Raw genomic sequence first — 19173 nt, 5'->3', positions numbered from 1 at the left:
GGCGGGCGCCCCGCCACCGTTGCCGGCACGCGCGCCTTCAGGTATTGAGCCACGTCGGCGAGCAGTTGTTTGGAAGGCTGTGGTTCCGGTTCGTTCTCATCGGAATGGGGCAGCACGATGACTTGCACCTCCCCCGCCCGCACCGCGCAACGAGTACCCGCCGGGGTCACGACGCGGGCCGCCGCGACTCCGGGCGAAGCCGCCCGCGCCAATTGCTCGTAATCAACCGGTTGCAACGCCCGGTGACGGTGGCGGATGAGTTGCGGGCCGCGGGCCAGGATGGCTGAGGTCGGATCAAGCGTTGAAGTCATTTCGCCGTCGGCGCCGCCGGTGGCGCCGACCGGGTTGAAAATCGTTTCCGCGGCGATGTTGCCGAGCGCAATCTTAATATTTCGCGAGGGCAGGTTTCCTCGCCTGCCCCCGCCGGTCCGGTAGGTGATCCGAATGTTATTCGGGTTGACGGCCGGGATGCGCCCCGACTGGCCGTCGCCGAACTGCAATTTTCCGCGTGTCCGATCTAACACGTAATGCCGGTCCAGCGGGCCGGAGCCGGCAAAATTCGACCGGCCATGCCACCGCACCCACGCGCGGTTATATTTGCCGGTTTTCTCGTCGCGTTCCAACACCAAATCGCTTTCCGGCGCGCCCGATGCCTTCAATTCATGGAGCAACACCTCCCAGCCCGCCTCGGCCATCGACCCGTCGAGTTCAAGCGCCTCCACTGTCTCGTCCGCCAACACCGGACGACCGGCAATGTCAAACGTTTCACCATTGTTGCCGTGGGTGCTGCCCAGAAGTTCTTTCTCGACAGACTTGGTTTGTTCCACCCACACGGCGTTGAGGTAAATTCCCCCGACCTGAATCACCCCGGGATCGCCGGGCATCGGCGCCGTTACCTGCGGCCACACCAGGCGGACCCAATGGCGGGGCGAGCCAAACCGCGCCAGCGGCGACCGCCCGGCGGTGGCGGAGGACGAAAACATATTCTCCAACGGGCTGGCAAGAATGAGGGAATCAGCCGTGGTCGATTCCACCGTCCCGCTTTCGGAGAGGTCGTCTTGAAACACCGCGACCTGGTCTCCTTGACGAAACCGGGACGCGACGCGGCTGTCAAGAAAAGTGATGATTTTTCCTTCGGCTTTCGTGACGGGGTCCGGGTCGGGCAGCAGCGGCGTCCCCGGCCAGATGAACTGCACGAGTCCCGGTTGCGACAAGCCCTGGGTCTCGTCCGTTTCAAGAGCCAGTCGCCGCCACGCAAGGCCGTCGTGATATTCCCACGACAGGTCCGCCTCCTGCCGGTCACGGCTCACATTGACAAACAAGCTAATCAAATCGGTGGGCAACGCACGGGTGAACCCGAGATAGAGCGCCGGCCGGGTGTCCTCCGCCGGGTGAAACGCCTCAAACGGCGTGCCTCCAAACGCCGCCGCCGTCGTTTGGTTGGTCCAGCGGAAATCGCTGTGCGTTTGACACGAGGAAACGGGTTCTTCCGGCGAGCGATAATCGTATTGCAGCCGGAATTTTTGCACCAGCGGCGGGAACATCTTGTCGTACGTTCCGTTTTTGGAGGAATCCCCAATTTTCTCGATGACCACCACGCCGCCGTTCTTGACGAGATAGCCACCGGCGGCCAGATTGGCGCGGGCCCATAATTGCTCTTTGCCCGCCACTTCTTTGACGGCCATGTTGGAGGGGACAACAAATGAAATGCGGCCGGATTGGCACAAATTCAACACCGCGGACTGCGTCTGTTCGACGCCCGGGGAGCCGGCCTTCCCGTCCGTGGCCAGTTTTTTTTCCGGCTCCCCTTTCAAGTCCGTCAAGGGAGCCCACACCGTTCCATTCCAATACTCCCACCGAACCTTCAATTCGGTGTTCAGCGCCGGGTCGGTCGCCCCGGCGGTCTTTGCCGCGGCCGACGGAATTTGTTCCATCGACACTTCCGTGAAGACGGTGACTTTCGCGCCGGGCTTGGTGAAGATTTCGGGGCACGCAAACAGAAACGCCGCTCCGGTCGCCGGCGCCGGGCCGAAGGGAAAAAACGCCATGGACGGATCAACCGCCACTCCGTTGCCCATCGCCAGCGTGGGCAACCGGCCGGCCCGTGCGATCTCGAAGTCGTAGTCCCGGTCCGGGTTTGGCAGCTTTAGATTGATGTCCTGCGTGAGGGGTTTGGAGGGGCCGGGCCATTGAATTTGTGCCTTCACGACTTCCGTTGGCGGGACCTTGAAGGCGAAATAGTCGTCCTCCGTCATTCGCGGCGCGCCCAACGCTTTTTTCGGGTCCGCGAGGGAAACCGTATAAATCTTCGTGTCGAGCGGGGCGCCGCTGTCATCGACAAGGCGAATGCGCACATTCATTTCGCCGGGATTCTTGCGGAGTTGTTCGGTGACGCCTGTCTGGCGGAAGCCGCCGACTTTGCTCACGCTGCGGACCTGAAACCGGTCAATCTTTCGTAACAAAAGATTGACCGGGGTGACGGCGGACGCGGCGCCGGAGTTCTCCGGGCGAACGCGAGCTCGAAGCCAATAGGATTTGACGCCGCGAACCGTCGTTTGCCCGGCCGGCTTGCCGCTCACCAGCAAGCGAACCGTTCCGCTTCGGGTCAGCGCGAGTGTGCCGTCCTCGCTGTATTCATCGCCCGGCGCGCCTTTCTTATCGTCGGTCAGGAAGGGGGCAAACGGCGTCCAGCCGCCGCCGTCAAAATATTCCCAAACCACATTCGGCGGCCCGGTCACGGCGTGCGAATCGACGGATTCGCCACGTTGATCGAGTTCGACGTGCAATTCGATCTGCGAACCGGCCTGCACCGCGAACAACCGATCATGCGCCAGGTACATTTCGCGGGGAATCGGCTGCGACGGCGAGAACAACACAAAGGGCTTTTCCCCAAGAACATCTTGCGTGTGATCCACGCACAGGTTACCGGGAAGAACGGCTTTTACTTCGACCAGGCGCGACGCCGCCAGGCCGATGACGCCGGTCGTCTCGAAGACGAGCGCCTCGCTGCTGTCAGTGGCCTGGCCAAGAAGCTGCGTGCGGAGCGGAGCGCGGCTGTGGCCGGAACCGGGAATGAGTTCCATGACCACCGGCGCGCGGGCCGATTGTGGCGGGATTGGTTCGACGCCCAACGCGTCGAGGAATGCGAGCCGGGCCTTGGACGGGGCTTTCTCCAAGCGTTCGCCGAGGAGCGAGAAAAACCTCTCCGCGATGGCCAACAGCGCCTGGCCGGGCCCGAGATCGGCTGGCAGCCAGCCCGGAATGAACGCCCCCAGCCGGTCCGCCAGTCGCGCGGCGGGATTGGCGGTCACGCTCGTCCAACGGTCATCGCGAAACTCGATCACGATTGGCGGTCCTCGGTCAAATAAAACGGGTACACATAATTCCCGATCGAATTCGATTCACGAACGCGATAACGGATGTCAATGAACAGCCGGCCGGGCTGATCCTGATCCGGCCGGACTTTCACCTGTTGCACATCAATCCGTGGTTCCCACAGCATCAACCCCTGCTCGATCCGGAACTGCAAGACGGAAAGGGTGCTGTAATTCATCGGACTGAAGACCATGCGTTGCAGTCCCACGCCAAAATCCGGGCGCATGACTCGCTCGCCCGGGGCGGTCTCCAAAATAATTCGAATCGATTGTTCGATGTCTTTCTCGGCGACGGCCGTGGCAAAATCGCCCCCGTGAAGCCGCAAGGGGAAGGACCACCCCCGGCCGAGGAAAGGCCTGTCGATTTCTTTGCTGTTCGGCACGCTGCAAGCACTCTGTTGTTGGTGACGCCGGTTCCCTCCGGTTGTAAAAAACGCGCTCCCTCAGCCGGCAATCAACACCGAAGGCATCCCGGCGATAATCGTCGCCCCGCATCCCGTCGGGTCGCCCACCCTGGCCGCCGGCTTCCCGCCGATCATGACCGTCGCCGATCCTTTGATGATCGCATTCGACGGATGCGGTCCCGCCGGAGGCGGAAACGCGCACATGTGCGAATCCGAAACGACCGCCGCCGGTGTGCCGCCGATTAACACGGTCGGCACCCCGGGGCCCGCGATGGCTCCGGGGTGGCATGTGGGATCGCCCAGTCGCGCGGCCGGGGGCATGTTTGTCCTCCCAAAACTCACAGGCGCCTCAATTAATCATCACGGTGCCGCCCTTGATGACGCAGGAGGCGTCGCCCTTCAATGTCGAATTCGGAGCGGTCAATTCCAATGAGGCAGTCGCTTTCACGCTGATCACCGGCGCCTCGAACGTAATGCTGGCATCAGCTTTCACCGTGATCTCGCCGCTCGCTCCGAGCGTTAACTTCGTCGAGCCGCCTTGCGTGGAAATCTCAATCTTCTCCGGCTCGATCCGAATTTTGTGTTTGTCAATCGTCGTCACCGTGATGGTCTTCCCCTTGTCGTCCAATTCGATCTCGTGCCCTTTCGGGGTCACAATGACCCGGCGATTCACGGGGTCTTGGGCGCTCTTCGTCGGCGCTTTCTGCCCGGAGCTCCACAACGACCCGATGACGTACACTTCACGGACGTCGCCGTGCTGAAAGGCCACGAGGACTTCGTCCCCCACTTGCGGCATGAAGTACATGCCGCGATCAGGACCGCCGGAAAGCGACGCCACGCGCCCCCACGGCTTCACATCCGGCAGCCACGGCAATTCCAATTGCACCCGGCCTTGATTCGTCGGGTCGATGTTGTCGACGACCACGGCCGACGCGACTCCCGACAGGGGCGTCCCGCCCCCGATGGGGTCAACATTGCCGTCGTCGGTGTCAAATCGTCTCACGGGCCGCCTCGCTCTCAGGAACTCGCCGGCAAAGGTTTGCGCAACGGCTTCGCTTTCTGCACAATCGCCGACAGACCGTTCAGGCCGATCTCTTTTCGCACTTCGAATTTCGTCTTGTAGCCGCCGCCATCGATCGTGTGCGTTGCCGACGTGACGCGATAAAGGCCGCCGAATCGCAGTCCCAACTCGGTCAGGCAAACCACCGTTCCCGCGCGAATCTTGGGATTGCCGATCGTGCTCCCGGAGCCGGTGACTTTGGAATTCGTGCGAGTCAGCAGTTCGCCCAGCAAGCGCCGGGGGGCGGTGGCGGGCGTGAGCGGTTCGGTCAGCACAACCGCGCCGTCTTTCTTGTCCGCGGGGACCGGGCTCGTGCCCACCGTGAGCGTCAGCACCGATTGCGCGTCGTTGACCGCGAGCGAGATGCCGTACTGTTTCCCGGTGGCGGGAACGCGCAGATTCGTTGAAACCGACCGCACTTGCCCCACCGAACTGTCGCGGGGCGTAAATTCAATCAACGAATAGCCGTATTCGAGCTCGACTTCGGCCTCAATGCGATCCGGCGGGAAGAAGAAACGCAGGGTTTTGCCGCCGTCGGCCGCGGCATGATCCACGATCATTTCCAACCCGTTTTCGCGGGCGATCTGCCGCAACAGTTCGTAATCGCTTTGGTTGATTTGCCGGCGGATCGCTTTTTGCCGGGAATCGAGATCTTCAGCCAGGCCGATTTGGGCCGCGGCGCTCACGATCTCCGCGAGTTTGTTTCCCGAGGGATCACGGCGAATTTGAAGGTCGTACCTGCCGGCGATTTCGCGGGTCACCTGGTCGTCGGGTTTGGGCTGGTTCCCGGCCTTGGTCGACTGTGCGTGCCAGCCCGCCTGCCGGCCCTCTTTCAGTCGATGCCGCCGGTCTTGCGCCGTCACCGTCACCTGCGGCACGCCGTTGCTCGGAAAACTGGCGGCAACGCCGGTAATCTCGCCGGAAAACATCGGCACGATCCGGTCCGGAAGATAACCCATCTGCAGTTCAAAGGGGTTGCTGATCGAGAGCAAGGGGTCGTCGACCCAGATGCGAGCCTGATTGGCCACCGTCATCTCAACGCGATCCGCCCCTTCCAGGCCCGTGGTCAGCGAGACGGAAGTGATCACCCGTCGGAGGTGATCCGGCGCCAGCCCATTGTGGATCAGCACACGAAAATCCGGTATGTAGTAGTCAAGTGACATCGCGGCTCATCCAAAAATCTGGTCCGAACCGGCGGCTCGGAACGGCAACCGGGGAATCACCAGCTTCCCGCCGACGGGCAAACGACGGGGATCATCCAATCCGTTGCGCAGCGCAATGGGCCGCCACAACCCCGCGTCGCCGTACGCGACAAACGCGATGCCCGCCAGGGTATCGCCCTCGTTCACTTCATGCGTCTTCGTGTAGTCCGGCGTGTGGCGGTTGACTTGCCGGGCTTCGAGCTCGCGATTCGTGTACTCTTGAAACGTGACGTTCAGTTTGGCCCGCAGCGGGTAGCCCCGTTCGTGAAACATCGTGTATTGCTGGCTGGCCGACGCCAGCACGCATTGAAACTTCAACGACCCCCAACTGAAAATCAACACCGGCGGCGCGTGCAGTTCTGAATCGATGTTCATGAGGTTGAGGAACTGGTCCACCACGTCCCGGACGTCGCTGTTGACCTGCGTTCGCGTGACCGTGCCGAACGTGTGTTTCTCTCGCGAATCGAAAAAAAGCTCCATTTGCAGGGTCTTTAATTCGCCGTGCGAAAACTGCAACAGCGGCGAGCTCAGGCCATGCACGGTGATCTGGGCGAAACTGTTCTTGCGGTCGAGGGTGTATTGTTCGGGATTAAACAGGACCGTGAACAATTCCTTGCCGTTGATGTCGTAGATTTTGGCTTTTTCGAGGGCCATGTTTTAGAACCTCCCCATGCGTTCGCGCGCCGCCAAGGTCCGGCTGTCAAGGGCATTCACCACTTGGTCGGTCAGTTGCCTCATCAAATCCGCAGGCAATCCGAATGGTTCGGGCCGCGGAGGAGGCGGCGACATGGCGGGAGATGATTCACGGGGCGCGTGCGGGGCGCCCGGCGCGGCGGTGGCGGGGTTCGCCCGGACCACCGTCGGAACCGGCATCGGCGAGGCCGCCCCGTCGGTCTCCGTCCGGAGGTGCCGCGTGACGAGCGTGCCTGCGAACTCGCCGGCGTTTTCGGCGCCGACGAACAGTGACGCCGAGTTCGGTCCCTGCTCAATTTTTCCGGAACCTGCGGACGCTTGGGCGCGGAAGATCGTGGGAACAAAATCAGCCCCCCCGTACATACCGGCGGCCGCGATGCCGCCAAAATTCCCCTTCGCAAAGAGTGATTCGCGAATATCCCGCGCACTTTGGTATTGAGGGTGATTCGGAGGCGAGGACGAAATGAGCCGTTCAGCCAAAGCACACGGCGCCGACGACACAAGGACGGTGGTGTTTGCCGGCGACCATTCACCCCCGCCTTGACGAAGTTCGCTGGCGGACGCCGCTCGACTGCCGAGGCCCTCCCGGTCACCGGCCGTCACGAACGGGAACGGAAAAGGGAACGCCCCGCCGCCCGCCACTGGAGACGAGGTGGTGCGAAACATGAGGGAGACGGGCGCAAAATCGTACTCAACGACACTCCGTGCGGGAACCGAACGAGGCGTGAGCCGTTCGTTGGTTGCCTGAAGAAAGGACACATGGTTTGAAGAAGTGGCGTGTTCCTGGCCGACTGGCAAGTATGCGACCGCGTGGAGGCTTGTGGGGCTGTTCAATGCATCGTTGGCGACCGTCTCCGACGGATTGAGATATTTCATCGGCTCGGAACCGAATTCATTGGCGGAGGGATTCGCAAGAATCGTGCTGGCCCGCCGGTCCAAAGACGGTTCGTTCCGGGGGTCACCGGGGGATGAAGTGAGCCATTGCGAGATCACACGAAGCGCGACAAAGCGGTCGACGCTTGTTTCGAGTTTGCTGGTCTTTTCGATGGCGGGCGGTGGTTGTTGCGCGGAGCGTTCGAGTGTTTGGCTCTGAGCCGCGGGATGGTGGTTTGCGGGCAGCGCTGTCCGCCCCGGCTCAACGGCGGTGGATGCCGTTGCGGCGGCAACCGTTGCGCGGGGCGGGAGGTTCATCATTTGCCAAATCAAACGCGGGGACACCGTGATGGCGAAACGGTTGATTGAAACGCCCTCGTTTGCCGTTGTTTCAAGGTATGTCTGATCGAGGGCGGCAACGTCTTGATCGGCGCGGACGTATTGTCCGGCGGCGATCAGGCAAAATGCGTTCGTCAGCGGACGAAGCGCGTTCTCCATCGCAAGCGCCCGGAACGGCGCTGTCCCGAACATATCGTGCCGCGACAAGATCATCCGTTGTTCATCCTTTCGTTAATGCCGGAGATGGCCGCGACCCAGCGCCGCCTCTCCGCGTGTTCGAGGCTCATGACCTCGTTGTGCGACCAGTGAAAGTGGTAAGCGACAAAGGCTACCTCCTCGACCAATTGGTTGATCGGGTAGCCTAATATCCCCCCGGGTGGGGGGCGCTCCCGTTTAGCGCCACTCCGAGCGCGTCGGCCTGACCATCCGCATCCGCGCGGTTGATTTGGTTGTAGAGTCGCTGGAGGAACGCCAAATCCGCGACGAACAGGCTCTCAATGTGCTTCGTGTTCAAACCATCCAGGCCCCCGAGCCGCATGACGACTCGGGAGAGGACGATAATGACCAGATAGGCGGAGTTCTTCTGCACGCGCGGATCCTTCAGCGGGAGGATCTCATCGGCGGCGGTCGCCAGCCGCATGACACCCTCGCGGTGCAGTTCCCCGTCCTCGTCCAAGTACCCATTTGGAAGCACAAATTCATATTCCGTGCGAAACATGATTAAATCTCAGAGATAAAAAACACTAAACCAAACTCTGTGTGTGGTCAGGAAAAATTGGTGCAGGCGCCCGAGTCTTCAGCGGCGGCCAGTGCGGCCGCTCCAAGGGCGGCCGCGGCCCCTCCGGCTGCGGCCGCGACCGTTCCGGCGACGGCGGCCGCCTTTCCCTTCGCGGGCGGAATCGGCCCGATCCCTATTTTGACATCAAGGGCCACATTATCTTTGCTGGGATTGAATATCCGGATGTTAGGTGGCACCCCCAGTTTAAACGCTTCGTTAAGTTTGGCGCACCCGGTCGAATAATAAGTGACCGCATCCGCCTCCAATCTGAAAACCGTGTCCCTGCTCGCGTCATGCTGGGGGACGAAGTCGTCTTTGCCGATGTACAACCAAGTTCCCCTCGGATTCGTCGAAGCCAATTTAAACGAGACGAACACGAATTGGTAATGTTCGGGGGGCGTGTCCTTGAAAGTGTTGTCATCAATCACGACTGGCACACACGGATCGGGCAAATGGTTATTACCCCTCGGATTACTCGGCTTAATTATCACCCGCCGGCTGTTAATCGCGGACACGCAGACATTCAATGATCGCTTCAGCTCCTTCACCTCCAGTCCGGCAAAGGCAGGCTTCAGAGAAACCTCGACGACCAGTTTGTCAAACAGCTTTTCATTCGGATCCATGAGTATCTCCTTGGCTATATGGCTTGGCAACTGACAATGTTAAATAGCGCACTTGTGTCGTCGGCGTTGACAGCGCATCAATTCGTCATTTCTCACTCAACGCCGGATCGCAAAATTCACAGTTCACAATGTGTCATTCCGGATCACATATTGATGATCGACTCAACTGTACTCAATCCCTTCGTGCGCGAGTTCCACCGTATAGATGGCGACTTCGTGCGCCTCGGCGTTGAAGGACGGCGCCTGATAACTGGCGGGCCATGCTTCCTTGAGAGTCCACGTTTTCAAGTGATTCCCGGCCCGGTCTCGGAGAGAAATGGTGACATCGCGGCGGTCGGCCGCCGCCTCGCCTTTGACCCATTGCAAATGCCAGTCCCTCAGCGTCGTGTCGTCCGCAAAGCCCGTTTTCAGGACAACGTTGGAAAACGTGACTTTTCCCGGCAGTTTGCGGACGGGCGAGAACGCGTCGCCCCCTTCCCGGTAATCAACGACCTCAATTTTCGAGTCGAGACCGGATACTTCTTTGAACCCCGACGTGACGATTCCCTGGATCTCCACAAGGAAGTTGTAATTCACATAGGGGTCTTTTGCCCGAGCCATAATCAAGCTCCTTTCACGCTGCGCGTGGTTCTATTGATTAGCCTTCCGCCACTTCGGCGCCACCCTGCCAGATGCCGATTCGAATGATGATAAATTCCGCCGGATACGTTGGTTGAATGCCGATCTCGATATTAAGGCGGCCCTGCCGGCGTTCTTCGGACGGGTTGAGCGTCTCGTCGATCCGGACATAGAACGCCTCCTTCCAGGGATTACGCACTGGAACGCGAAGCGTGGGCAATTGGGGCAACCGGCCGGGGTGGAGCCCCCCGGAATTGATAAGGTGAGCAGGAAATCGAAATTCGCCCTGTGAGAGACCGGGCATGACGCCAACGACGAATGGTTCAGTCATCCCCGAATCAGCCTCCGCGCTCGACCGGCTTGTCATTCGATTTCAAGATTGTCCCGATTTTCGCGTCAACAATCATAACAAGGCTCATCGGTTGGATGACATCATTGTGATGGCGATTTGCGCCGTGCTGGGCGGGGCCAATTCGTGGTCGGCCGTGGAGCGTTTCGCCGAGGGACGCGAGGCGTGGTTTCGGACCTTCCTGACGCTGAACAACGGCATCCCGTCGCATGACACCTTTCAACGGGTGTTTCGCCTGTTGAATCCCGAGGTTCTGACGGATCGGTTCACCGACTGGGTTTCGGAAATCGGCGGCCGATTGTCCTTGAAACAGATCGCCGTGGACGGCAAAACCATGTGCGGTTCGGCGGACAAGACCGGCGGCCTGAAGGGATTGCACATCGTTCATGCCTTTGCGACCGCGAACGGGATGTGCCTGGCGCGGAAGGTCGCGTCGGAGAAATCCAACGAGATCACGGCGATCCCGGAACTACTGAGTTTGCTGGATTTGAAGGGCTCGCTGGTGACCATCGACGCGATGGGGTGCCAGAAGGACATCGCGGCGGCTATCGTGGACGGGGGCGGCGACTATGTGCTGGCCGTCAAGGGAAACCAAGAGCATTTGCACGAGGATGTCATGGCCGCCACCGCCCCCGTGCTCGGGGGCGAAGTTGCCCCGGCGGCCGACGAATATGCAAAGACGGAAGAGACCAGTCGCGGACGGACGGAGACTCGCATCTGTTATGTGATCACCCGGCTGGACCGGATCCGGCATCAGTCGTTGTGGAAGAGTCTGGCATCGCTGGGAGTGATCATCACGGAACGAATGGTCAATGACCAACTCGAAATGGAGATTCGCTATTTCATCTCCAGCCGGGTGATGTCGGCCCATGAATTTCTCCAAGCCGTGCGTGATCATTGGCTGGTGGAGAACCAGTTGCATTGGGTACTGGACGTGGTGTTCGGGGAGGACGGTCATCAACTGCGCAAAGGCCACGGGCCTGAAAACTTCGGCTTGATACGGAAACTGGTCCACGCCCTGATCAAGAGCGGAAATCCGACACGCGGTATCAAGGGCACGCGAGAACTCGCCGGCTGGGACACGGACCATTTGGAAAAAATAATCAGTCAGGCGATGGATTCCTCGGGAAAATCAAGTGCGTAGGCCCTGCGCCTCCTTCGGACTGCTCCCAAAGAACGCGCCGGATTTCCATTGCGTGGTCAGGAACGCGGAAATTGTCTGCCGGAGCTTGTCCCAAAGCGCCTTGTTGCTTGGCTCGAAGACGGCCCACTTGATGCCGTCCTGAATGGATTTTTCAAGGAACAAGAAGAGCCGCCGGACGTTGACATAATTCCAATTCAAATCGGTCGCCGTGGTGCGGGCGCCGAACACGTACGGGCGGCCCCCCTCGCGGAAGACGCGAATGATGTTGATCCCTTGCACGTTTAACAACCCGTGCTCCGAATCCGTCATGGTGCGCTCAATGCCGATGGCGCCCTGAAGAGTTTCATTCGCGGGGGCTTTGAACACGCCCTTTGTGTTGTCCACGCGGGCCATCAGGCCGCTGATGTGGCCGGACGGCGGCACGAGCAACGGCGGGCCGCTTCCGGCGGCGGTCACGCGAATCCAGGGGTAATACAAGGCGGCATAGCCGCGCTGAGAATCGAGCGAACCGCGTTGCGTTTCAATACTGCCGTTCCCGTCACCCCGCCCCGCGCCGAATAATTCCAGATCCGGCTTTGCATCAATCACCGCGAACCGGTCGCCCATCTGTTCGCAATGCGCGATCATCGCCGCTTGCACGGCCGAAGTAAGCGGGGGGGTGTCGTCATCTTTGCGCGGGTAGCCGTCGGGAATGCTCACGAGACGGACGTCGCCGGCGCGCCGCAAATTGTTCAGCGCTTCGATAAAGTCGGTATCCGACAACTTATCGAGTGTTTCCGGTTTCCCAAAATCACCATTGCTGACAAGCGAGACGGGCGACAGATTGGGAACCAGACCGTCCGGATGAACGAACGGCATCGGGTCTTTGGCCACAACCCGAACCAAATGACCGGCGCGATTGATTTCTTTCACATAGTACCGAGCGCTGACCGGGTCCGAGGCGAGGTGGGTGAATCGCAACGGCGAACCGCCCTGTGAAATCTCGACGTGGAACGTCAGCGTGGTGACGCCGACATCGGCCGTGGGATCGACCTGCGTGCGAAAACCGTCACGCAACGTCAGGCGATAGGTTCGGAAGTTCTTCGTGATTTGTTCGGCGCGAGTCGCCTCGATGACTTGAGTGTCCGTGTTGTCCGGGCCGTCGAAAATGGGCGCCTTGAACTGGACGGTCGTGCCGACGCTGAGGGCGTCAGGCGGCAGTTCCTCCGGTTTTCCAGGCACCTCCACCCGCACATCCCCGCCGATGTTGTAAACCAGGCGAACCTCGGCGTCCGTGATGTTGAGCCCGTAGCGCTCGTCGATCACCAAGCCGGTGGGAGTCACGGTGCGCACGCGCGCCGGCTTGCCGAGCGGTTGATCATCCTTGCGTACCACGACCCAATCGCCCACGCGGAAGTTCCTCGCGTCATTGGGGGGGGAGCCATCACCGGGATCACTTTTTTGGGCGATGGTTATTTCGCTGCCGTTAACCGTGACGCCCGAAATAACGGTTTTGAACAGCTTGGCCCCTGTCGGCAACAACGGGGTCAACGGATTTTGAAAATCGACAAGAATTTGCGTGGTGACCGCCCCCACGTCGATCGAATATATATCCGCGAGGGCCTGTTGCTGCTTGTTGGCAATCACACTGCTAACGTACGTGGCGTTCGTGACACGGGAGACGTAGCAGGCCGTGCCGCCGTTTTCGAAAAATCCCCGGACGGCGTACCAGGTAAAAAAGCCCGGCGCCGGGCGTGCGCCGAACGTTGCCTTGAACTGATCCCAACTCGTCACTTTCACCGGATCTTTAATCGGCCCCTTGGCCCCGACGACCGGGCCCTTAAGCAGCGGCCCGAGAAACGCGGCAATGTTCGTGCTTGCCGCCTGGACCGGCGCGCCGGGGGCGAACTCGTCGATATACACGCCGGGATAAGACACCGCGACCGTCATGCCGTTACTCCTTGCTTACGAGAGGGGAAGTTGCTCATGAGTCATCCTCATTGCCCAAATACCGCGGATTGCATCGCCACATCGTGCGGGAATGGTTCGGCCGGGGTTAACACCACGTCGAGAGGCGGGGCCCGCAACCCGGTCTTTTGGACCAGCACTTGAAACTTGCGCTGCACGCATGGCAGGGGGCCGGCGAACAAAAATTGATACCTGCCGATTTCGTCCGTTCTCGCCTCTTGCAACATCAGGGGCGGGATCGGCGGGTCAGCCGTGTCGTTGCCTGCAATTTGCAGCGTCACTCTGGCCCCTTTCACCGGCGCCAGAGACGCCGACACAGTGACAACACCGCCGATCTGATACCACTCCTGATTAGTGCCGCTGCGATAGCCGTCTTCGTCGCGGGCGTAGATGATCTGTTGCGCGCCGCCGACACGCTGGCCGGTGGTCGTCCTCATTGTCGTGACGGCCGGGAACTCGAATGCTTCCACCAAGGGGACGGGGACTGCCGCCACAAGGTAGATCGCGGGTTTCCAGGCTGCGTTTCCCATCGTGGTCCAGAACTCGGACAGCTTCGGAAAGCCTTCGGGCGGCAACACAGTGTAAAACAGCCCCGGCTCCCGCAATTCCGGCGGCCAGGCGTTGAGCAGGCTGCGACGGTTGGCGATAAATGCCGCCACGGCGGCTTCGGCCGCGGCGGCCCCGACGACGGCCGCGAGCGCCTGAAGTTCCGCCTCGGCCGGATCGGCGTAAACGACGCTCGGAGTAAACGGGTCGCCCGCGAGCAAGGATGCCGAAATTGCCCTGAGAATTTTTTGTTCGTTAATGGCTTGGATGCTTGGATCTTTGGCCGAATCCCACGCGCTAATCAGATAGTGAGCATCGACCCACGCGGGGTATGACGACTCGCGGATCAGGCCCTTGCCGCCGGGCGCCGGGTTCTCGTGGAATCGCTCGTTTGTTCGCAGCTTGCGATTCTCCCGCACGTCCGTCAGATAGATGTTGACCGACGCCCCCTGCGGCAACCCCAGCACATACGCTTGGTTCGGCGGACCGAACGTAATATGCCCGACCGGCGAGACTTCTTGTTGCGCCAGGTAGTCTTTGAGCAATTGTGAGAACAGCTCTAGCATGTATGATTAATCGCACTTCTTAAGTGCGCCAAAACTTATGTCGCTCATCACTGATTAGTTTTCACTGGACTATTTTTCAGTGAAGCCGCGTCGAGTCTGCGAGTTCGATAATCGGACACATGATTGCGGCATTTTAGCCGCGCAGGCCAAGTGCGATGATGCTATCGCGACGACTTGGTCGCGCGCCATCACAACATGCCTGATATTTCACTTTTTGAAGCCGTTCAAACACACTGTCACAACAAGCACAATCACCTGGATTCAAACAAATTTATTTCTTGGTTTCGATATTTGTCAATTACTCGCACTCTCGTGTCTTTGGGGCCGCGGGCGAATCAGCGCTCCCCTTTCGCACCTTTTGAAACCGGCGTTTTCATGCCGTCGTGGTTTGTCGGCGAACCGTTACGCCGACCAAGCAACCCTGCAGTCAACCAACACACCAACCGCCGGAGCGCCCGCCGCCACAATCCCCGAAACATCCCGTTTGAATGCTTCGAACTTGCGCGATTGCGGGCTTCCTCGCCTGCCGCGGAATGATCGCCGACGTCATGGCTCGCGGACCTTTCGGACGAGATGTCCGTCCTGTCGACCGACTGACCCCGGCCTGAATCGGCCACACCCGATACCCGCCCTTCGGCCCCCCCCGCGCACGTCGCAGGTTCCGCGTTTCCACTCGCGGAATCCGAGTGTCCGGTGTCGATCCCACCCGGATCAACGCTTCCTGCCGCGTCGCCGACGTTCACGAGGCGAATCGCCCGCACCAATCTCAAAACAGCTTGATTTCCCGCCTGACGTTGCCACCGGATCAGCAATTCCGGAGTCAATGGCTCGCCGTCCGCCCGCGGGAGGTCATGCCGCATCGCTCGCCCCCGCATAGACACCCGCATGCCATCCGTTGGCGTTCACATTTCCATGGCCGCCGGGCGGCCGCGATGGCGGCGGCATGAACTGATGCAAGCCAAGTTCTTCGTCGGTCATCAACTGGCCGAGTTTTTGAAACTCTCGCCGGACGCCTTGAAGCACGTCCCACATCGTCACGAACCGAAACCAATGTCGCTCGGCGGCGGCAAACGCACTCGCGAACACCACATTGCTGATATTGCCGCCTGTGAAGTCGAACCGTTCCGCAAGATAGTCGTGGTCAACAGCCATGCGCGGCTCGGAAGCCAGCGGCACAGTGATGACGCCACGCTCGTTGGCCGGCCAGGCCTTGCGCCAAAGCCGGCGCCGCTCGTTCGCCGTGGGTTGTTGAAAATGAACAATGGCCGCCATCCGCCGCACAAACGCGCTGTCCAAATTGCCCGGCAGATTGGTCGCGAGAATAATCAAGCCGTCGTAGCGCTCCATCCGCTGCAGCAGATAGCTCACTTCAAGATTGGCGTAGCGATCATGCGCGTCTTTCACCTCGGACCGTTTTCCGAGCAAACTGTCGGCTTCGTCGAAGAACAGCACCGCCTGCGTTGCTTCGGCGGCGAGAAATACTTGCTCCAACTTCTGTTCGGTCTCACCGATGTACTTGCTGACGACGGTGGTCAGGTCGATCTTGTACAAGTCTTTGCCGACGGAGTGCGCAATCGCTTCCGCCGCCATTGTTTTGCCCGTGCCCGGCGGGCTGCAAAAAGCGCGTTCACGCCGAGGCCATATGATCGTCGATGAGCGAACCCCCACTCACGCAGCACCCAGCCTCGATTCCGCACGCGCGAGGCGATTTCGTGCAATTGCGCCTGCACGTCGTCGGACACCACGACATCCTTTAGGCTGATCTGCGGCGTGATCTTGTTGGCGAGCAGTTCAAGATTGCGACCGCCTTGATTACGGGCGGCGATTGCCAAGTCATCGAAGCTGACATTTGAATTACGCGGCGGACACGCCTGGGCGTTCCGCAATTTCGCCCGCGACCCCGCGTCGGCGACAGATAGTTCGATTTGGCTGCGTGTGAGCGTGTAACGCTCGGCCAACATTTTTATGTCGTTGATGCCGAGCGAGATTTTCGCGGCGGTTAATTGATTGGTCCAATGTTCGAAGCACTCATCGGCATCGGGCAGGGCGATCTCGACGGTGATCGTTCCCAATGGATGCGGGGTCGGCGGCAATCGCGCATGGCTGCCGGTGAAAATGATGCTCGCCCCGGCGTGTCGGCTCAGTATGGACGTGAATTGTTCCCAGTTGTGTTGCCGCTCGGTCCCGAGGAGGGAATCGAGGCCGACAACGACAACGAGATGCTTGAACCAACTTGCTTCGCGGAGCAGGATTCGAGTCAACTCCGCCGGCGAACGAGCGGATGCCGTCAGCAAACCGATTTCGACCACCAGCAGATTTTTTTTCAGTTGCCGGGCAAGCCCTTCCGCCACGCGTAAATTTAACCGCCCATCGGGACCGTGCAAATGCAAACGCACCGGGGATGTCTGCGAGAGTTGTTCAAGCGTGCGACGAAGCCCTTCGGATATCGAGACCCGAAGCAGGTCGCTTCTGGGATGAACAACCTCGGCAATGCCATCCAGGCGACTATCCAAAATGGCGAAGCCATGCAACAGACGAAAGAATTGCTCGTCCAATCGGAGTATTTTCGCGGCCCACCCGGTCCTCCCGTCAGGCGGACTCGCAAGCTCAATCATCCGGTTCGATTGGAGCGCGGCACAGTCGTTCAACCGACCGGCGGCTCCTAAATTTCCGAGCGGATCAAAGAGTCCAATCGCCAATTCAACGGAAACGCGACGCCGCGTGACATCGTCTTGCAAAAAGCCAAAAACTTGTTCGTAGCAAGATTGATATTCCGGGGCGAGGGCAAGAAGCAGCAAACCAAAATCAATCGGATTGAATTGCGAAAAACTCGCCCGCAAGTTTTTGTAAAGCGGATCGTTTGCAATCTCTTCAGGCCATTTGGCAAGTTCATCCGGAATTACGCTGTTCCGATCACATTGATGCTCGACACATCGCAAGGCATCTTTTGACTCGACAAACAACCCGCGAAAACAAGCTTCTTCGCCGTATCGCACTCCGAATTGTTTTTCAGCCCGCCGAATTGCGGGGACAAGAATCTTATCCAAGTGTCCCAAAGATCGGAGCAGATCTTCTCGCGAGAACATTGGGACATTCATCTTTCGGAATCAGGATTTAAAATGATCGTCAAATCAGCAAGATGGAGTCTATAGGTTGGTTAGGTTAAACTGGTTAAATGAATTGTCAAGATTATTTGGGTAAAATGGATCAATATTATGATCTAGGAAAAATAGAAAATCAGATATTATAACAATACTAATAATATTATAGTATCTGATTTTAATGAACTCCCGCGTTGTGCAAAAAGTCACTGTCATGCAAATCGGACAGTGTTTCTCGACACAAACGACGGAATCCCGTTACTCCAGCTGTCACTTTTTGGACGCATCGTTTGGTCGGGCGGGATTAAGGATTATTTCGGCGCGCGGAGCCGCCTGGGAAGCGTCGGTTTTGACTTCAAAAAGTTTCAGGTCTCGCGTTGTTTGTGGTGTTTCACGAGGCCGCCGAGTTGTTCATGGCAAACGATCTCGTAATCGCCGCGAGGGACGTTTCGGAGTCGTTCGACGCTGGCGACCAGCAACGCCAGAGTCTCTTTTCCCTGATGCGGACGCGTTTCGTGGTAAATGTTCCAGAAACTCCGTCAACAGGCGGGGGAGGTGATGTTCACCGAAGACAAGGAAGTGGTCCAGGCGCTCTTGCTTCACCGTCTGGATGGCCCGCTCGCAGAAAGCGTTCTGATCAGGCGCTCGAATGGCTGTTCGTAATAGTTTAATCCCCAACTTTTAAGGAGCCGGCTGAAGCCGGCAGTGAACTTGGTGTCGTTGTCCATGATCAGGTGCGTTGGCTTTTGGGGTTGGTCGGCGAAGAACATGTTCAGGTTTCTGGCTTGCTGCTTCACCCATGATTCGTCGGACGCGGCCGTCCGGCAGGCCGTTTGTCACCCCCCGGATGCAGCCGTTGATCGACACATATTTCACGGACAAATCGGCGTCGGATCCAAACGACATGTTCGAGTTCACACAGGAAATCGACGGCTCCCGGCCGGACACGAGGTTCGTCGGGTTCCGGGGAACATGGTTCTCCCAGGAGGCGGGCGCCAGAGTCCGTGTCGAGGGTCGCTTCAACATGGCGAGGTCGGACGGGCGGAAGATTGACGACATGGTTTTCACGGGGGCGGAGGGCCTGTCGCTTCCCGCGCCGATGTCCCTGGCCGACGAACACCGCCGGTCAACCGCTTCTCCCGGTCCGCCCGCGGCGGCGACATCCCCGGCTTCCTTCCCCAAACCGGCCGCGACGACGCCGAAACGAGACTGGAGACTGGAGGGAAGATTTCGCGAGATCAAGGACACCATTGGTTGGGGCGGGATCATTGTGTTGGGCCTGGCGGCGGCGGCCGCCTTTTTCTTCCGCGAAATCGGGGGGCGGTGCGGGCTTGGAGGAACGCCACGGCCTCCTCGACGATGGACGGCAAAGACGCGCGGGAGGACGCCACAGGCTCTGGTTGGCGCCTCCGCTTCTTCGCCACCCGCATGCCCTCCGTCGGCCGAACGCCCGAGTTCAACTGCCCCGCCCGGAGTGGCTGTTGCCAACGCACGAACGGCTGAGGGCGGGGGCTTTGCCACGCTAGCCCCCATTTTGGCCCCCTATCGTTGCATCT

General features: G+C 59.6%; 17 protein-coding genes and 1 pseudogene. 2 read left to right on the top strand and 16 right to left on the bottom strand.

What is annotated here, in order from left to right; translation table 11 throughout:
* From BGIM_RS56505 to BGIM_RS66320, 12 genes are all read right to left on the bottom strand, one after another.
* Window positions 1-3344, bottom strand: a 3344-nt coding sequence (locus tag BGIM_RS56505) for a baseplate J/gp47 family protein (protein WP_193789104.1), incomplete at its 3' end; no start/stop codon positions are given.
* Window positions 3341-3757, bottom strand: a complete 417-nt coding sequence (locus tag BGIM_RS0147180; RefSeq protein WP_020476535.1) for a GPW/gp25 family protein — start codon at window positions 3755-3757, stop codon at window positions 3341-3343. The genes BGIM_RS0147180 and BGIM_RS56505, both read right to left, overlap by 4 nt.
* Before the next feature lie 60 nt (window positions 3758-3817).
* A complete protein-coding gene (locus BGIM_RS0147175) occupies window positions 3818-4099 on the bottom strand; it encodes a PAAR domain-containing protein (protein WP_020476534.1) in 282 nt (93 codons plus the stop codon).
* Window positions 4100-4127: 28 nt separating this feature from the next.
* Window positions 4128-4781, bottom strand: a complete 654-nt coding sequence (locus tag BGIM_RS56500) for a phage baseplate assembly protein V (RefSeq protein WP_020476533.1) — start codon at window positions 4779-4781, stop codon at window positions 4128-4130.
* Between the two features lie 14 nt (window positions 4782-4795).
* Window positions 4796-6001: a phage late control D family protein gene (locus tag BGIM_RS56495; RefSeq protein WP_020476532.1), complete on the bottom strand. Its 1206-nt coding sequence runs from the start codon at window positions 5999-6001 to the stop codon at window positions 4796-4798.
* A gap of 6 nt (window positions 6002-6007) precedes the next feature.
* Window positions 6008-6694, bottom strand: a complete 687-nt coding sequence (locus BGIM_RS0147160) for a CIS tube protein (protein WP_020476531.1) — start codon at window positions 6692-6694, stop codon at window positions 6008-6010.
* 3 nt (window positions 6695-6697) lie between these two features.
* On the bottom strand, window positions 6698-8158 hold the full coding sequence (locus BGIM_RS0147155) for a hypothetical protein (protein ID WP_020476530.1): 1461 nt from the start codon (window positions 8156-8158) through the stop codon (window positions 6698-6700).
* Window positions 8155-8289 carry a DUF6760 family protein gene (locus BGIM_RS68610; RefSeq protein WP_020476529.1) on the bottom strand — a complete coding sequence of 45 codons (135 nt, stop codon included), beginning with the start codon at window positions 8287-8289 and terminating at the stop codon, window positions 8155-8157. The genes BGIM_RS0147155 and BGIM_RS68610 overlap by 4 nt, the downstream gene beginning before the upstream one ends.
* A gap of 17 nt (window positions 8290-8306) precedes the next feature.
* Window positions 8307-8663: a hypothetical protein gene (locus BGIM_RS56490; RefSeq protein WP_020476528.1), complete on the bottom strand. Its 357-nt coding sequence runs from the start codon at window positions 8661-8663 to the stop codon at window positions 8307-8309.
* A 47-nt stretch (window positions 8664-8710) separates the two neighbouring features.
* Window positions 8711-9346, bottom strand: coding sequence for a hypothetical protein (locus BGIM_RS0147140; protein ID WP_020476527.1), 636 nt, complete (start codon window positions 9344-9346; stop codon window positions 8711-8713).
* A gap of 162 nt (window positions 9347-9508) precedes the next feature.
* Window positions 9509-9946, bottom strand: coding sequence for a phage tail protein (locus BGIM_RS0147135; RefSeq protein WP_020476526.1), 438 nt, complete (start codon window positions 9944-9946; stop codon window positions 9509-9511).
* 37 nt (window positions 9947-9983) lie between these two features.
* Window positions 9984-10295, bottom strand: coding sequence for a hypothetical protein (locus BGIM_RS66320; protein WP_193789103.1), 312 nt, complete (start codon window positions 10293-10295; stop codon window positions 9984-9986).
* On the opposite strand from BGIM_RS66320, the gene BGIM_RS56485 reads away from it, so the two are divergent.
* Window positions 10267-11457, top strand: a complete 1191-nt coding sequence (locus tag BGIM_RS56485; RefSeq protein ID WP_020476524.1) for an ISAs1 family transposase — start codon at window positions 10267-10269, stop codon at window positions 11455-11457. The genes BGIM_RS66320 and BGIM_RS56485 overlap by 29 nt on opposite strands.
* On the opposite strand, the gene BGIM_RS0147120 is transcribed toward BGIM_RS56485, so the two are convergent.
* The 4 genes from BGIM_RS0147120 to BGIM_RS64475 form a co-directional block, all read right to left on the bottom strand.
* Window positions 11446-13386: a phage tail sheath family protein gene (locus tag BGIM_RS0147120; RefSeq protein WP_020476523.1), complete on the bottom strand. Its 1941-nt coding sequence runs from the start codon at window positions 13384-13386 to the stop codon at window positions 11446-11448. The two genes, BGIM_RS56485 and BGIM_RS0147120, sit on opposite strands and share 12 nt — an antisense overlap.
* Before the next feature lie 47 nt (window positions 13387-13433).
* On the bottom strand, window positions 13434-14516 hold the full coding sequence (locus tag BGIM_RS0147115) for a Pvc16 family protein (RefSeq protein WP_020476522.1): 1083 nt from the start codon (window positions 14514-14516) through the stop codon (window positions 13434-13436).
* An 849-nt stretch (window positions 14517-15365) separates the two neighbouring features.
* Window positions 15366-16106 (bottom strand): ATP-binding protein, encoded by a 741-nt coding sequence (locus BGIM_RS59650; RefSeq protein WP_029632203.1) that lies wholly within the window; start codon window positions 16104-16106, stop codon window positions 15366-15368.
* Complete coding sequence (locus tag BGIM_RS64475) at window positions 16049-17602, bottom strand: hypothetical protein (protein WP_029632201.1); 1554 nt, start codon at window positions 17600-17602, stop codon at window positions 16049-16051. Before BGIM_RS64475 ends, BGIM_RS59650 begins: the two co-directional genes overlap by 58 nt.
* A 919-nt stretch (window positions 17603-18521) precedes the next feature.
* Here BGIM_RS64475 and BGIM_RS56475 point away from each other — a divergent pair.
* Window positions 18522-19173: pseudogene (locus BGIM_RS56475) on the top strand (hypothetical protein); the annotation flags it as partial.

The organism is Zavarzinella formosa DSM 19928, from assembly GCF_000255705.1.
GTDB classification, from domain to species: Bacteria; Planctomycetota; Planctomycetia; order Gemmatales; family Gemmataceae; genus Zavarzinella; species Zavarzinella formosa.
This window is presented reverse-complemented; position numbering and strand designations above follow the sequence as displayed.

What these genes read in the sequence shown, in the direction of transcription:
- BGIM_RS0147160 (WP_020476531.1), bottom strand. Translation starts at nt 6,694, where the DNA reads ATGGCCCTCGAAAAAGCCAAAATCTACGACATCAACGGCAAGGAATTG.
- BGIM_RS0147135 (WP_020476526.1), bottom strand. Translation starts at nt 9,946, where the DNA reads ATGGCTCGGGCAAAAGACCCCTATGTGAATTACAACTTCCTTGTGGAG.
- BGIM_RS0147120 (WP_020476523.1), bottom strand. Translation starts at nt 13,386, where the DNA reads ATGACGGTCGCGGTGTCTTATCCCGGCGTGTATATCGACGAGTTCGCC.
- BGIM_RS0147175 (WP_020476534.1), bottom strand. Translation starts at nt 4,099, where the DNA reads ATGCCCCCGGCCGCGCGACTGGGCGATCCCACATGCCACCCCGGAGCC.
- BGIM_RS56495 (WP_020476532.1), bottom strand. Translation starts at nt 6,001, where the DNA reads ATGTCACTTGACTACTACATACCGGATTTTCGTGTGCTGATCCACAAT.
- BGIM_RS64475 (WP_029632201.1), bottom strand. Translation starts at nt 17,602, where the DNA reads ATGTTCTCGCGAGAAGATCTGCTCCGATCTTTGGGACACTTGGATAAG.
- BGIM_RS66320 (WP_193789103.1), bottom strand. Translation starts at nt 10,295, where the DNA reads ATGACTGAACCATTCGTCGTTGGCGTCATGCCCGGTCTCTCACAGGGC.
- BGIM_RS59650 (WP_029632203.1), bottom strand. Translation starts at nt 16,106, where the DNA reads ATGGCGGCGGAAGCGATTGCGCACTCCGTCGGCAAAGACTTGTACAAG.
- BGIM_RS56490 (WP_020476528.1), bottom strand. Translation starts at nt 8,663, where the DNA reads ATGTTTCGCACGGAATATGAATTTGTGCTTCCAAATGGGTACTTGGAC.
- BGIM_RS0147140 (WP_020476527.1), bottom strand. Translation starts at nt 9,346, where the DNA reads ATGGATCCGAATGAAAAGCTGTTTGACAAACTGGTCGTCGAGGTTTCT.
- BGIM_RS0147115 (WP_020476522.1), bottom strand. Translation starts at nt 14,516, where the DNA reads ATGCTAGAGCTGTTCTCACAATTGCTCAAAGACTACCTGGCGCAACAA.
- BGIM_RS56485 (WP_020476524.1), top strand. Translation starts at nt 10,267, where the DNA reads ATGACGCCAACGACGAATGGTTCAGTCATCCCCGAATCAGCCTCCGCG.
- BGIM_RS0147155 (WP_020476530.1), bottom strand. Translation starts at nt 8,158, where the DNA reads ATGATCTTGTCGCGGCACGATATGTTCGGGACAGCGCCGTTCCGGGCG.